Origin of the sequence: Billgrantia zhangzhouensis, from assembly GCF_021404465.1 — a bacterium.
GTDB classification, from domain to species: Bacteria; Pseudomonadota; Gammaproteobacteria; order Pseudomonadales; family Halomonadaceae; genus Halomonas; species Halomonas zhangzhouensis.
In genome coordinates this window covers 41,176-55,557 of record NZ_JABFTT010000013.1, presented here as the reverse complement: position 1 = coordinate 55,557, position 14,382 = coordinate 41,176, and the positions used below count along the sequence as shown (strand labels likewise).

The 14,382-nt window shown below is 62.8% G+C and carries 15 protein-coding genes; 14 read left to right on the top strand and 1 reads right to left on the bottom strand.

What is annotated here, in order from left to right; genetic code table 11:
* Positions 1-10: 10 nt before the first annotated feature.
* The gene (locus tag HOP51_RS16460; RefSeq protein ID WP_234275003.1) at positions 11-1,045 is read right to left on the bottom strand and encodes a LacI family DNA-binding transcriptional regulator; all 1,035 of its coding nucleotides are present in this window, start codon (positions 1,043-1,045) and stop codon (positions 11-13) included.
* Positions 1,046-1,154: 109 nt separating this feature from the next.
* On the opposite strand from HOP51_RS16460, the gene HOP51_RS16455 reads away from it, so the two are divergent.
* The 14 genes from HOP51_RS16455 to HOP51_RS16390 all read left to right on the top strand — a co-directional run bounded on the left by HOP51_RS16455 (position 1,155) and on the right by HOP51_RS16390 (position 14,382).
* A complete protein-coding gene (locus HOP51_RS16455; RefSeq protein ID WP_234275002.1) occupies positions 1,155-2,159 on the top strand; it encodes a TRAP transporter substrate-binding protein in 1,005 nt (334 codons plus the stop codon).
* Between the two features lie 3 nt (positions 2,160-2,162).
* Positions 2,163-2,660 (top strand): TRAP transporter small permease, encoded by a 498-nt coding sequence (locus HOP51_RS16450; protein WP_234275001.1) that lies wholly within the window; start codon positions 2,163-2,165, stop codon positions 2,658-2,660.
* Entirely contained in the window at positions 2,657-3,934 is a 1,278-nt protein-coding gene (locus tag HOP51_RS16445) for a TRAP transporter large permease (protein WP_234275000.1), read from the top strand. Before HOP51_RS16450 ends, HOP51_RS16445 begins: the two co-directional genes overlap by 4 nt.
* A gap of 6 nt (positions 3,935-3,940) precedes the next feature.
* Positions 3,941-4,486: a VOC family protein gene (locus tag HOP51_RS16440; RefSeq protein WP_234274999.1), complete on the top strand. Its 546-nt coding sequence runs from the start codon at positions 3,941-3,943 to the stop codon at positions 4,484-4,486.
* Positions 4,483-5,730 (top strand): RuBisCO large subunit C-terminal-like domain-containing protein, encoded by a 1,248-nt coding sequence (locus HOP51_RS16435; RefSeq protein ID WP_234274998.1) that lies wholly within the window; start codon positions 4,483-4,485, stop codon positions 5,728-5,730. Before HOP51_RS16440 ends, HOP51_RS16435 begins: the two co-directional genes overlap by 4 nt.
* A 2-nt stretch (positions 5,731-5,732) precedes the next feature.
* On the top strand, positions 5,733-6,944 hold the full coding sequence (locus HOP51_RS16430; protein ID WP_234274997.1) for a four-carbon acid sugar kinase family protein: 1,212 nt from the start codon (positions 5,733-5,735) through the stop codon (positions 6,942-6,944).
* Between the two features lie 91 nt (positions 6,945-7,035).
* Complete coding sequence (locus tag HOP51_RS16425; protein ID WP_234274996.1) at positions 7,036-7,707, top strand: hypothetical protein; 672 nt, start codon at positions 7,036-7,038, stop codon at positions 7,705-7,707.
* Positions 7,708-7,943: 236 nt separating this feature from the next.
* The gene (locus tag HOP51_RS16420; protein WP_201296996.1) at positions 7,944-8,093 is read left to right on the top strand and encodes a hypothetical protein; all 150 of its coding nucleotides are present in this window, start codon (positions 7,944-7,946) and stop codon (positions 8,091-8,093) included.
* Positions 8,093-8,827 (top strand): metal ABC transporter ATP-binding protein, encoded by a 735-nt coding sequence (locus HOP51_RS16415; protein WP_234274995.1) that lies wholly within the window; start codon positions 8,093-8,095, stop codon positions 8,825-8,827. The genes HOP51_RS16420 and HOP51_RS16415 overlap by 1 nt, the downstream gene beginning before the upstream one ends.
* Positions 8,824-9,714: a metal ABC transporter permease gene (locus tag HOP51_RS16410; protein ID WP_234274994.1), complete on the top strand. Its 891-nt coding sequence runs from the start codon at positions 8,824-8,826 to the stop codon at positions 9,712-9,714. The genes HOP51_RS16415 and HOP51_RS16410 overlap by 4 nt, the downstream gene beginning before the upstream one ends.
* 37 nt (positions 9,715-9,751) lie before the next feature.
* On the top strand, positions 9,752-10,804 hold the full coding sequence (locus HOP51_RS16405; RefSeq protein ID WP_234274993.1) for a metal ABC transporter solute-binding protein, Zn/Mn family: 1,053 nt from the start codon (positions 9,752-9,754) through the stop codon (positions 10,802-10,804).
* A 175-nt stretch (positions 10,805-10,979) separates the two neighbouring features.
* Positions 10,980-11,120, top strand: a complete 141-nt coding sequence (locus HOP51_RS16400) for a twin-arginine translocation signal domain-containing protein (protein ID WP_234274992.1) — start codon at positions 10,980-10,982, stop codon at positions 11,118-11,120.
* Between the two features lie 495 nt (positions 11,121-11,615).
* Positions 11,616-12,836 carry an ABC transporter substrate-binding protein gene (locus tag HOP51_RS16395; RefSeq protein ID WP_234274991.1) on the top strand — a complete coding sequence of 407 codons (1,221 nt, stop codon included), beginning with the start codon at positions 11,616-11,618 and terminating at the stop codon, positions 12,834-12,836.
* Between the two features lie 13 nt (positions 12,837-12,849).
* Complete coding sequence (locus HOP51_RS16390) at positions 12,850-14,382, top strand: fatty acyl-CoA synthetase (RefSeq protein WP_234274990.1); 1,533 nt, start codon at positions 12,850-12,852, stop codon at positions 14,380-14,382.

Here is a 14,382-nt window from a genome sequence, read left to right as displayed (position 1 = left end):
TCTCTTAATATCAGCTTACATGATGCGCCGCGGGCAGGTTTTCGGAGAAGTAGATTTCCATGGCCACCGGGGCAACGTCGGCCTGCTCATCCGTTGCTGCGGCGATGGCTCGTGAATAGATCAGGTCCGGGCTCTGGGTGATGACGGCATCCATCGTTCCATCAAGCAGCATGCTACGGGTGTCGGGCGTCAGTCCATGACCGATGAAGCAGATGTCAGCCTCTCGCCGCGATTCGCGCAGTGCCCGCCCGATGCCATCCGACGCACCGCCCACATTGTAGATGCCCACGATATCGGGATGTTCTTCCAGAAGGCGGCAAGTGTTCTGGTAGTTTTCGTCGCGGTTGTCATGCCCTTCATGCGGGCCAATCACGCTAAGGTAGGGGAAGTTAGCCTCCGTCAGGGCCAGGAAGCCCATCTCGCGTTCCATGTGGGCACGGTAGGCTCGGCTTGCCGCAATGAGCGCCAGCTTACCCGAGTCGACATGACAGAATCGCCCCATGATCTGCGCGGCGGTGCGCCCCGCGGCGAAATTATCGATGCCGAGATAGACGTGCCGGTTCGAGCTAGGTAGATCGGAAATAATGGTGATGATGCGTTTTCCCGCCATCACGAGTTCGTCGATGGCCTGCCTCACACGTGGATGATCAATGGCCATGAACACGACGGTATCCGCGCTTCTGCCGTAGCGCCTCAGCGCCTGTGCCAACGCATCGGGATTGAAGCTCTCGATGAAGTGGCTCCTGACCTTGACCGGCCCCGGCGAGAGATCGGCCAGTTCGCGCACGCGAGTATTGAGCCCAGTGAGATAGGGATTCGTTCCCCTGGGCAGGAGAAAGACCACCTTGGCAAAGCGCGGACCCAACCGTTTGCTCAACTCCTCCTCGTCCATGTAGCCGATGTGCACTGCCGCTTCGAGCACCCGGCGAAGCGTGGCCTCCCGCACGCCCGGCCGACGGTTCAGAACCCGATCCACCGTCGCTGTCGATACTCCGGCCATGGCGGCAATATCCGGTATCAATGGACGCTTTCCATCAAAAAACATCAAAAAGTCCTCATTGCCCCTCTGGAGGCTCCTGCCCTAGCCTTGAGAATCGTAGGGTATGAACACCATCACCTACAAATAAATAAAAAAACATCATCTGGAGAACGTCATGTTCAACAAGATCTACAAGTTCGGCCGGCTGACGGCCATGGCGGGTGCGCTGTTCATGAGCGCCGGTACGGCTACTGCCCAGGAAGTCACACTGCGCTATGGCCACATGCATACACCAAACTCGATCGCCGGCATGCAGGCCGAGTGGCTGGCCGAGGCCATCGCGGAGAAGACCAACGGCGAGGTCGTGGTGGATATCTTTCCCAACTCGCAGCTCGGCAGGCTGCAGGAGCTGGCCGAAGCGGTATCTACCGGGTCGATCGCCATCTCCCATAACACGGCCGGCGCCATCGGCTCGCTCTACTCTCCCTTTGCGGCATTCGATACGCCCTACCTGTATCGCGACATCGATCACTTGATGGCAGTGATGGACGTGGACTCGCCCGTGATGCAGGAACTCAACGAGGGGCTAGTGGATGCTTCCGGGGTGAGGTTGCTCTATGCCTTCTATTTCGGCACACGCCATCTGACGACCGACCGCGAGGTAAGGACGCCGGACGATCTTGAGGGCGTCAAGATTCGTTCCATTCCTTTCCCGATCTACATGGCCACTGTCGAAGGCATGGGCGCGGTCCCCGTTCCCGTGGACTGGGCTGAAGTTCCCACGGCACTGGCAACCGGCGTGGTCGAAGGCCAGGAGAACCCGGTTAACGTGGTCGTTACCTCCAAGCTCAACGAAGTGCAGAGTCACATGATGCTGACCGGCCATATCAGCGCCGCCCAGGTCATCGTCATGAACGACGATACCTGGCAGTCGCTGTCGCCGGAACATCGAAGCGCCATTACCGAAGCCGCCGCTGAAGTTCGCGAACGAGCCACTGCCGCCATGCTGGAAGCGGAAGCCGAGGACTTTGCCTCCCTGCGCGCCGCGGGAATGAACATTGTCGGCCCCGAGGAAGGCATGGATATCGAGGCATTTCGCACTCGCGTTCGTAATCGTATTGCCGAGGAGTTCACCGCGCAGTACGGCGAGTTGTACGAGCAGATCGCAGCCGTCGACTGAGCCATGAACGAGCACAAGCCGATTGCCGGACGAGCGGTCACCTGGCTGACCCAAGCGTGCCTTGGAGTGGCGATGGTACTGCTGGTTCTCATTGCCGTACTGATCGTGACCCAGGTCGTGGCGCGCAACCTGTTCAACACTGGCCTGCCCTGGGTCGACGAAGCCGCCCGCTTCGCCGGCATCGCCATGGTGTATCTCGCGGCCCCGTTTCTGCTGCTGCGCGGCCAGCATGTGGCGGTCTCGCTACTGGTGGAGCTACTGCCCCGGCTTGGGCAACGGCTCTGCCTGGTGGTGGGCGAACTGGCGACACTGGGGTTCTGCGTCCTGACGCTGTACGGCTTCTATCGCTTCCTGTTGCGTGCGGGGCGTTTCGCGACACCGGCAATGGGCATGCCGAACCTGTGGTTCTACATGCCTGCGCTGGTGGGGCTGGCCCTTCTCGCGCTGGTTTCCGCTTACCGCCTCGGTATCTTGGCCGCGGGCCGGGAGGTGCAGGAATGACCCTTACCCTGCTGGTACTCTTCGCCCTGTGCCTGCTCATCGGCGCGCCGGTAGCCATCAGCCTTGGCTTGTCGGCCGGGCTCGTCATCCTGATTCATGACTTGCCGGTGACGGTACTCGCCCAGCGTGCCGTGAATACGCTCGACAGCTCGCCTCTGCTGGCGGTACCGCTGTTCATACTGGCGGCCTCGTTGCTGGGGGCGACGGGAGTAACGACCCACCTGTTCGATCTCATGCGCATGCTGGTGGGGCGAGTACGCGGCGGCATGGCCCACGTCAATGTCCTGGTCAGCCTGATATTTTCCGGCATGTCGGGGGCAGCGCTGGCGGATATCGGCGCGCTCGGCGGCATCCAGATACGCCAGATGGTGCACCAAGGCTACAGCCAGCGCTTCGCCTCAGGCGTGACCATTGCGGCAGCCACCATCGGCCCGATCTTTCCTCCGTCCATTCCGCTGATCATCTTTGCCACCGCGGCCGAGGTGTCGACCATTCGTGCTCTGCTCGCAGGAGTGGTGCCGGCCATCGTGGTGGCAGTGGCGCTGATGGTCCAGATCGCGCTGATGGCCCGCCGCCACGACCTGCCGCGCGACGACGTACGTCCTTCCCTGCCCGCCATTCGGCGCAAGGCCTGGATCTCGTTGCCCGCGCTGCTCGCTCCGGTGCTGCTGGTAGGCGGCATGATAAGCGGCTTCTTCGGCCCCACCGAAGCGGCAGGAGTCACGGTGGCATATGCCGTGCTGATCGGATTGCTGGTCTATCGTTCGCTCAGCCTGGAAGGGTTCATCGGATGCACGCGAGAAACGGTGCTGGCCACGGCCAACGTACTGTTCGTAGTGGCAGCGGCAGCTCTCTTTGCCTGGGTATTGACGATGGATCGGGTACCGGCGCGAGCCGGGGCATGGCTGCTGGAGGTATCCGAAAACCCACTGGTCCTGCTGTTGATCCTGAACCTGCTATTGCTGGTGGTCGGCATGTTCCTGGAAGCCATCGTGGCCATTCTGATCATTGCTCCCATCGTCACACCCGCGCTATTGCAGGCCGGCGTTCCGCCGGAGCAGTTGGGTGTGGTGTTCGTGCTCAACCTGATGCTCGGGCTGCTGACGCCCCCGGTGGGCATGAGCCTCTACATGGTGTCGATCATCACCAAGATGCCACTGCAGTCGGTCATTCGTGGCGTCGCCCCTTTCTATCTTTCCCTTTTCGCAGCTCTTGCGATGGTGACGCTGATTCCCGGCCTTTCCACCTGGCTGCCCAACCTTGTCATGAAGTGAGATTCCATGAGCAGACATCTCGGCGCGATCCGCCAACTGGGATACGTGGTAACGGACATCGAAGAAGCGATGGACTACTGGTCCAAGGTCATGGGTGTCGGCCCGTTCTTCTATAACCCCCGCGTTCCAATAGAGAATTACACCTACGAAGGGCAACGGTACGACGTTCACAATTCGGTCGCTTTGGCCAATTCGGGGTTCATTCAAGTCGAGTTGATCCAGACTCGTAACGATGCTCCCTCGATGTATCGCGACTTTCTCCAGGCAGGACACACCGGGCTCCAGCATGTGGCCTTCTGGACGGAGGATTACGACACCGACCTGGCCGCCATGGAGGCCCAGGGCTTCCGAGTCAAGATGAGCGGCGAAGTCGGCCAGAACGGTCGTTTCGCCTATTTCGACCGCGAGTATCACCCCGGCACGGTGATCGAGCTTTCCGAAGTACGCGGCCCCAAAGGCGACATGTTCCGCCTGATCCGCGAAGCCTCACAGGACTGGGATGGCAGCGACCCGGTCCGCCCTTTCCCCTCGCTCGATAGGGCAGAACCATGATTCGTGCTTCCTATCTGGTGGAAACCCCGCTGGATCCCCAGGCGGTAGCGGAAATGATGGCGGGGGAACAAAGCTCGGGCACCTTCGTACGTGTCGAAGGAGAAACCGAAGCGCTGCGAACACGATTCGGTGCTCGTGTCGCCAGAGTCGAGATAGTCGACGAGTGCGACAGGCCCAGCCTGCGCAGCGCTTATCTGGAGCGTAAGCGCGCTTCGGGCCCCTGGCGCCGCGTTGCGGTGGAGATCGACTATCCCGAAGAGAACGTGGGCCTCAACCTGCCCAACCTGGCGGCGACGGTGGCCGGTAATCTCTTCGACCTGGGCGAGGTGACGGGGCTACGCCTCACCGGGCTGACCCTGCGCCCCGAGTACCGGGACCGCTACTTGCTGCCCCGCCTGGGCGTGGCCGGAACACGCACGGCATTGGGCGTCCAGGACAGGCCGTTGTTCGGCACCATTCTCAAGCCCAACATCGGCCTTTCCCCCGAGGAAACCGCCGATCTTGTCGAGCGCCTGTGCGAAGCGGGAGTCGATTTCATCAAGGACGATGAAATCGCCGGCAATCATCCCCACGCCCCCGTACGCGAGCGAGTCAGTGCGGTGATGGCCCGGGTACGTCGCTGGCGACAGCGCAGTGGCCGTGACGTGATGGTGGCGTTCAACATTACCGATGAAGTGGATGCCATGCGCGGCCATGCCGAGCACGTCGAAGCGGAAGGCGGCAATTGTGTGATGGCCAGCCTCAATTGGTGCGGCCTCTCGGCGATGCAGAGCCTGCGCGCATCGACGCCGCTGGCCATCCACGGGCATCGCAACGGGTTTGGTGCCTTCGCTCGTCACCCGGCGCTGGGGATCGATTTCTCCGCCTATCAGGTCCTGTACCGGCTGGCGGGAATCGACCATATGCACGTCCACGGCATGGGCGGCAAGTTTGCCGACCTGACTGAGGAAGTCGCCCATGCGGCGAAACTTTCGCTGCAACCGTTAGGCCAGTCGGACGACCGGGTGATGCCGGTGTTCTCTTCCGGCCAGTGGGCGGGCACCCTGCCGTCGACGCTGACGGAAACCGGCAGCGCCGACTTCATGTTCCTGGCCGGTGGCGGCATCCTGGCCCATCCCGATGGCACCGCCGCAGGCGTCAGGAGCCTGCGCGAGGCTTGGGATGCCATACAAGCCAACGAACCGCTGGAAGCTCCCGGCCGGCCTGCGCTTGCTGCCGCACTCGACTTCTTCGGAGCACGCTAGGCATGCGCTACGTATTCGTTGCGGATGACTTCACCGGGGCGTCCGATACGCTCGCAACACTGAGCCGGGCAGGCCTGCGAACGCGGCTCTACCTGGCTCCCCCCACCCCAGAAGAGGTACGCGATCTCGACGCTTTCGGCATCGCGACGGCAGCTCGCAGCATGAAACGGGACGCCTTGACCGCCACCATGCGGCATATCGCTGAAGCCCTGAAGCCTCATGCACCGGAGGTCATCCATCTCAAGGTCTGCTCGACTTTCGACAGCAGCGTAGACATCGGCAACATCGCCACTGCCATGAGCATGCTGACCGAAAGCCTCGCCCCTGCTACTACGGTCGTCCTGGGAGGGCAGCCAAGCCTCGGCCGCTACTGCCTGTTCGGCAATCTGTTCGCCAAGGGGGGCGATGGTAACCTTCACAGGATCGACCGCCACCCCGTCATGCAGGATCATCCCGTCACGCCAATGCGTGAAGCAGACTTGCGCCGCCATTTCGCTGCCCTGGGGCTGCCTAACCTGGCACTGTTCGATCTCCTGGCGCTACGCAGCGGCGAGGCACTGCCCAGCACTCCAATGCTGTGTGACGTATTGGACGAAAGCGATCAGCGAACCCTCAAGGGTCGGCTGGTGAATTCGCCGTACCCTCAATTGTGGGTCGGAGCCAGTAGCGTGGCCGAGACGTGCTTTCCCGCTACAACTCGGCCTTCGCTACCGGATACCTTGCCCGGCCCATTATTGGTCTTCGCAGGCAGCCGCTCACCAATGACCGCAGCCCAGGTCATGGCGGCAACTGGCTTCACCAAGGTCGCCATACCTGCCGCATCCCTTGCGCAATGCCCCGACGTCCCCTGTCGGCAGATTCGCCAGCTTCTGGCCTCGGGCAATCACGTACTGGCAGTGCTCGGCGAGGACTCGGCCCACGGTCTCTCACCAGCAGACATGGCCCAGCGCTCCGCCGAGCTGTTGACCCACCTATTGTCCGAACGTACGGCTGGCACGGTACTGATCGCGGGTGGCGACACCTCCAGCCTGGCCATTCACGCTCTCGCCCCATGCAGCATCGACTATGCCGGACAGCTGTCACCTGGCGTTGCCATCTGTCGAGCCCACTTCGCGGATGGCAAACGGCTGCCCATCATCCTCAAGGGCGGCCAGATGGGCGGCCTGGACTTATTCGACACGGTTAGCGCCATGGTTCGGCAGGAGCCGCTATGATTAGGATGACCGGCCCAGCCTGCTGCCAAGGAGGAAGTGAGCATCTGCGGCTGAAATGCTAGGCTCGTTTCGTCCACTCATGGAGACCATCATGCCTCGGTACCGACGCTTCATTTGCCTGCTCCTGTCACTGGGCCTGAGCCTGGCCTTTGCCGCTCCCACCTTCGCCCAGCAGCCCACGCAGGAGTACCAGGCCTACGAGGATGCCCTGGCCCGCGGCGAGCGCCACGCCAACGTTTGGCAGTACGGTTGGGCGGGTGTATACGCCACCACCCTGGCAGTGAATGCCTATCAGGCCAGCGAGGCGAATGACCGCGACGATCGCTACGATGCCCGGGTGGGCGTGGTGAAGTCGGCCCTGGCGCTGGCCGGCACGCTGATGGATCGCCAACCGCACCCGGCGGCATACCGCGAGCTGCGTGAGGGCGATGGTGACATCGAGAGCGCCCGCCGATTGCTCCATGCGGTAGCAGAGGAAGAACGCCAGCGCCGCAGCCTGGAGGCACGCCTCGGCTCGCTGCTGGTGAATACGGCCTCTGGGCTGCTGATCGGGGTAGGCGACGGTCGTGGCCGCGACGGGGCGATCAACTTCGCCACCGGCATGCTGGTCAGCGAACTGCAGTTGCAGACCCAGCCACGCCAGGCTTCGGTGGCCATCAACCGCTTCAAGCCGGCACGGGTCTCGCTGGGAGACATCCATCTCGAGGGCGAGTACGCCTTCCTGGTAACACCCAACCAGGTGGGAGTCGCGCTGCGCTATTGAGACAGGTCGTCGGTTTTCCTCCTGCCGGCCCATCGCTCACGAGGTGGGGGCAGGCCCACTCATTGCTCAGGAAAGCCTCACCCTTCCGCTCGCGGCCAGTGTCATGGGCTGCGCCGCATCGGGATCTGACGCACTTGGACTGGTGAGCTTTCGCCCTCTCCTAAGGGCATTATGGTTCCCAGACCGCCCTCTTATTTGTTATGTTATATCTTAGTTTATTCCTCAAGGGCCATCTCATGGCACACCGCACGCATCGGCACCGCCCCGAAGGGCCGTGCCATTTTTCGCTGATGTCGCTTTCTGCCACGCGCCGCCTGCTGTTGGCCGCTGCGCCGCTGGGCGTCCTCTGGCTCGCCGTCTCCTGGGCGGCAGGGTGGTTGGGCTGATGACCGAGACGCCCCCCTCACGCCTGGAGCTTCACGACCTGCAGCTGGCCCAGGCCAACCGCACCGTGCTCGAGCATGTGAGCGGCCGCTTCCGCGACGGCGCGATCACAGCGCTTGTCGGTGCCAACGGCGCCGGCAAGAGCACGCTGATCCAGGGCATCATGGGCATGCTGCGCCCGGTGGCGGGCAGGGTGGTCTGCACGGCGCCCAAGGAGCGCCGTGCCTGGCTGCCCCAGCAGTTGGCGCTGGACCTCACCTTTCCCATGAGCGTGGAAGAGCTGGTGATGACCGGTAGCTGGCCGAGCCACGGCGCGCTAACCGGTTACTGCGCCCGTCACTACCGGCGCGGCCGCGAGGTGATGGCGCGCCTGGGGATTTCACACCTGGCCCATCGCCCGCTAGGGGAGCTTTCCGGCGGCCAGCGCCAGCGCGCGCTGATCGGCCGTACTCTGATGCAGGAAGCCGAGCTGCTGCTGCTCGACGAACCCTTCGCCAACGTCGATGCGGAAACCGTCGAGGTGCTGATGACGGTACTGCGCGACATGGCGGCCGAAGGTGCCACCATCATCGTGGTATTGCACGACATGGAGCAGTTGGCCCGCTTGGCGGAAGAAGTCGTGGTACTGACGGGCGGCCACGCCCGGTGGACCACCGCCCAAGCCCTTCTCCAGAGCCAGCCTGCCCACCTCGGTTCGGCACGGCTGGCCCTGGGCATTCCGGGAATCGACGCATGATGGAGCTGCTTCACGAGTGGCTGATCGCCCCCTTCGACTACGGTTTCATGCGCCGCGCCGCGGTGGCCGGCCTGGCTCTCTCGCTGGCGGCCCCGCCCATGGGCGTGTTCCTGATGCTGCGCGGCATGAGCCTGATCGGCGATGCCATGGCCCATGCCATTCTGCCCGGCGTGGCGCTGGGCTTCCTTCTGGCGGGCTTCTCGCTGCCGGCCATGAGCCTGGGTGGCGTGCTGTCAGGATTGTTGATTGCGGTACTGGCCGGCAGCGTGTCGCAAATGACCGGGCACCGGGAGGACTCGGCCATGGCCAGCTTCTTCCTGATTTCGCTGGCAGCGGGCGTCATGCTCGTCTCGCTGGGGGGTAGCAGCGTCGATCTCACCCATGTGCTGTTCGGCTCGATCCTGGCAGTGAACTCCACTGCGCTGGTGTTGATCGCGGCAATCAGCAGCGTGATCGTGATCACCCTGGCGCTGATTTTTCGCGCCTTGGTGGTCGAATGCCTCGATCCGCTGTTCCTGCGCGGCCAGGGCAAGCAGGGCAGCCTGGTGCACGGCATCTTTCTCGGCCTGGTGGTGCTCAACCTCACCGCCGGGTTCCAGACCCTGGGAACCTTGATGGCCGTGGGCCTCATGATGCTGCCGGCCACCACCGCACGCTTCTGGAGCAAACGCCTGGAGGGATTGATCATCATCGCCATTATGCTGGCCGTTTTTGCCAGCCTCGGCGGGTTGCTGCTCTCCTACCATCTCAGCGTTCCTTCGGGGCCGGCCATCATCCTGCTGGCTGGCGTTGGCTATGTACTCTCCGCACTGCTCGGCCGCCATCACAGCCTGCGGGCGAAACTGCGACGTCATGCCGTGCCTCTCGGCACACCCGAAACGCACTGAAACACATTAAATATCGGCTATTTAAAGGGGGATTTCCATGCGACACGCCTCATCCGCCGCCCTGATGCTGGGCGCCTCGGCCATGCTGGCTCTGCCTGCCGCCATTGCCGCCGAACGCGTTCAGGTCGTCACCAGCTTCAGCATCCTGGCCGACATGGCGCAGAACGTGGGGGGCGAGCACGTGGAGATCACTTCGTTGGTCGGCCCCGATAGCGACACTCACGTCTTTTCTCCCAGCCCGCGCGATGCACGCTCGCTGGCCGATGCCGACCTGGTGGTCTTCAACGGCCTGCTGTTCGAAGGCTGGATGGAACGCTTGATCGACTCCAGCGACTACAGCGGCCCGCTGGTGACGGCCACCGATGGCATCGAACGCCTCGACTACCATGGCCACGACCATGAGCACGCGCACGGTCACGATGACCATGGCCATGCGCATGATCACGACCACGACCATGCGCATGGCGACTACGATCCCCATGCCTGGCAGGACCTGGCCATGGGCAAGGTCTACGTGGGCAATATTCGCGATGGCCTGATCGAGGCGGACCCGGACAACGAAGCCACCTACCGCGAGAACGCCGCGCGCTACATCAACGAGCTGGAAGCCACCGATGCCGAAATCCGCGAGCTGCTGGGCGAGATTCCGGCCTCGACCAGCGTGATCACCGGCCACGACTCCTTCGGCTATTTCTCCCACGCCTACGGCATTCGTTTTCTCTCGCCGGTAGGCCTCTCCACCGAAGCCGAGCCCAGTGCCGCCGACATGGCCCGGCTGACCGACGTGATACGCGAGCAGAACGTACGTGCCCTGTTTCACGAAAACATGACAAGCCCAGCAGTGATCAACCAGCTCGCCGAAGAGACCGGCCTGCCCATCGCCGGCACGCTGTACGCCGATGCTCTCTCTTCAGAAGGTGAAGCCAGCACCTACCTGGGCATGATGCGCCACAACGCCCAGGTGCTGCATGATGCCCTGGCCGAGCCGGGCCATGACGATCATGGGCATGGTCACGATCATGACCATGGGCATGGGCATGGGCATGGGCATGGGCACGACCATGGTCATGATCACGGCCATACACACTAGACGTCCCCCAGCATGACGCAAGAGGCGCCACACGCGAGGCGGCGCCTCTTGCTTTTCTCGAGTCGGTAACGGCTCTTCATGCGCAAACACCAGGAAGTACGACTAAGCGGGTAGGCCTCTCATCGCAACCAACGCCCTGAACCCTGACACAACAAGACAGAGGGGCGGTTGAAACATGCATGACGATGCCCAGCACGAACGTGGGGAGAGGCTCCCTGCACCACTTTTCCGCCGCACCTTTCTCGGCGTGTCCACTGCCACAGGCGCCACGGCGGTACTCAAGCCTGGCGAGCTGCTCGCCCGGCAGCGCCCCTGAGATAGTTCACTCGTCTCCTATCCTGACCCGGCCATCAAGGTCGTCAACGAGCGTTGCGGCGCCTACCAATGCCGCGCTCGTTCCCGGTTCATGATCGGCCGCCATTCGGCATGTTTCCCTCTTAGGCCCTGGCACGTTCTGTCACCTTCGACTGCTCGCTCTCACTTGGTCAATTTTCGAAGCACAACTAACTCTTTGTTTTTTTCTAACCAATGGCAACTTTCCCAAGTGCTTTTTATTTCTCCCCATTTAAACCTGCAGAGTTTCGCAAATGTTGTTGCAGTCGAAATGGCACGAAATGCAAACATTGTGGCGCGATGCGTAAACCTGGTCACTCGCTTTCTTCCTACTATGAACAGGGCATGCTTCGGGAATGTAGCCGGCTCGACCGTCAGCTCACACCCTTTGCACAAAAGTTCACCAAATTGCGCACAGGTTTATCCACAGCCTGCCGCATCGACCCACAGCCTCTCACAACAACGACAAGGGCAAACAATGACAACGACACGCCGCTTCGCCCTGGGAGCGCTCGCCGCTTCCATCATGCTCGCCGGCCACACAGCACACGCCGAGATCACTGACAACGAGATACGAATCGGCTATCTGGCCGATATGTCGGGCCCCTATCGCGACCCCATCGGCCCCATGGGACAGGACGCCATCCAGATGGCCATCGACGATGTCGGCGGCAGCGTGGCCGGCGCCAACGTCGTGGTCCTCAGCGCTGACGACCGTAACAGCCCCGACGTGGGCTCGAGCATCGTTCGTGAGTGGATCGACGAGCGCAACGTCGACATGGTCACCGGCCTGGTGGCCTCTTCCGTCACCCTGGCCGCCATTCGGCTGCTGGAGGAAGAGAATCGCCTGGGCCTGGTCAACGGCGCCGTCTCTTCCGGTGTCACCAATGAGAGCTGTTCACCCAACCACATTCACTGGGTCTACGACACCTGGGCCATGTCCAACGGCACCGCCAAGGCGATCACCCAGGAAGGCCGCCAGAACTGGTACCTGCTCAGCGCCGACTACTCCTTCGGCCACGCCTTGGAGGGCGACGTCGAGCGAGTGGTACTGGAAAACGGCGGCAGCGTCGTGGGCAAGGCACGCCATCCCTTCCCCAGCAGCGATTTCTCCTCGTTTCTGTTACAGGCCCAAGCATCCGGCGCCGACGTGGTCGCCCTCAACAATGCCGGCTCCGACACCATCAATGCCATCACCACCGCGGGCGAGTTCGGCATCACCCAGGCCGGTCAAGTACTGGCCGGCATGGTGCTGTTCAGCACCGACGTGCGCAGCATCGGTCTGGAAGCCGCGCAGGGACTGCAGTTCACCAAGGCCTGGTACTACGACCTCAACGACGAGACCCGCGCCTGGGCCGAGCGTTTCCGCGAGCGCACCGGCAACATGCCGACCATGGTCCACGCCGGGCTCTACTCCAGCACGCTGCACTATTTGCAGGCCGTCGACGCCATCGGTACCGACGAAGCCCAAGCCGTACGCCAGCAAATGGCGGCTACGCCGATCAATGACATCTTTGCTACTGGCGGCTACATCCGCGAAGACGGCCGCATGGTGCATGACATGTACCTGGTGGAAGTGAAGACCCCGGAAGAATCGCAGAACGAGGACGACCTGTTCCGCGTGGTACGCACCATTCCCGCCGAAGAAGCCTTCCGCCCACTTTCCGAAAGCCAGTGTCGTCTGGTCAACGGCGCTTGAACAGGAGGACGAGATGAGGATCCAGCAGAACACCATCGGCGCTGCGCTGAGTCGCAGCGCGCGCAAGCACGGCGACAAGCTGGCGCTGGCCTTCGAGGGCCGGCGCTGGAGTTACGCTGAACTGAACCGGGCGGTGAACCGGGTCGCCAATCGCCTGCTGGCATCGGGCCTAATGCCGGGCAATCGGCTGGCTGCCTATGGCAAGAACTCCGACGCCTACGTGATCGCCTGGCTGGCCGCCACCCGTGCCGGCCTGGTGCACGTGCCGATCAACTTCGCGCTGAGCGCCGACGAGTTGCGCTACATTCTCGAGCAATCCGGCGCAAGCGCACTGCTCAGCGACCTGAGCCTGGCCGACAACGTGGCCAAGGCGAGCGAAGAGCTCGGTCTCTCGCTTTCCGGCACGCTGCATGCGGAATCACCAGACGGCTTCGACGTGCTGCAGGTGGCTCTCGACGAAGATAGCGATGACAGCGAACCGAACATCGAAATCGATGCTTCCAGCCTGGCCCAGTTGCTCTACACCTCGGGCACCACGGCGGCGCCCAAGGCGGCGATGATGACTCACCAGGCGCTGCTCGCCGAGTACATGGCCTGCATGGTGGAGCTCGACATCAAGGGCGACGAGCCGATGCTGGCGGCCCTGCCGCTCTATCACTCGGCGCAGATGCATGTGTTCCTGATGCCGGCGCTGCTGCTCGGCGCCCCGGTGCACCTGCGCATGGCCCCACTACCTGACGACTGCCTGGCGCAGATCGCTGCGGAAGGCATCGTCTCGTTCTTCGCCCCACCCACTGTGTGGATCAGCCTGCTGCGTCACCCCGCTTTCGACACCTTCGACCTCACCACGCTGAAGAAGGCCTACTACGGCGCCTCGATCATGCCGGTGCCGGTGCTCGAGGAGTTGCAGCAGCGCCTGCCCGGGGTGGGACTCTATAACTGCTACGGCCAGAGCGAGATCGCCCCGCTGGCCACCGTGCTACGCCCCGAGGAGCACGCCGAGCGCCCGGCGTCGGCCGGTCGCCCCATCCTCACCGTGGAGACCCGAATCGTCGACCTGGAGATGAACGACGTGCCGCCAGGCGAGCACGGCGAGATCGTGCATCGCTCACCGCAGCTGCTCACCGGCTACTGGAACAAGCCCGAGATGAGCGAGGAAGTTTTCGCCGGCGGCTGGTTCCACTCCGGCGATGTGGGCTATTTCGACGAAGCGGGCTACCTGTACATCGTCGACCGCATCAAGGATGTCATCAACACCGGCGGCGTGGTGGTAGCCAGCCGCGAGGTGGAAGAAGGGTTGTTCAAGCACCCCGCTGTCTCCGAGGTGGCCGTGATCGGCCTGCCGGACGCAAAGTGGATCGAGGCGATTACCGCCGTGGTGGTGCCCAAGGAGGGCATGGAGGTGAGCGAAGAGGAACTGATCGCCCACGCCAAGGCCCACATGGCGCCCTACAAGGTGCCCAAGCGCATTCTGTTCGCCGAGGCCCTGCCCAAGAGTACCGCCGGCAAGATTCTCAAACGCCACCTGCGCAAGGAGCTCGGCTGA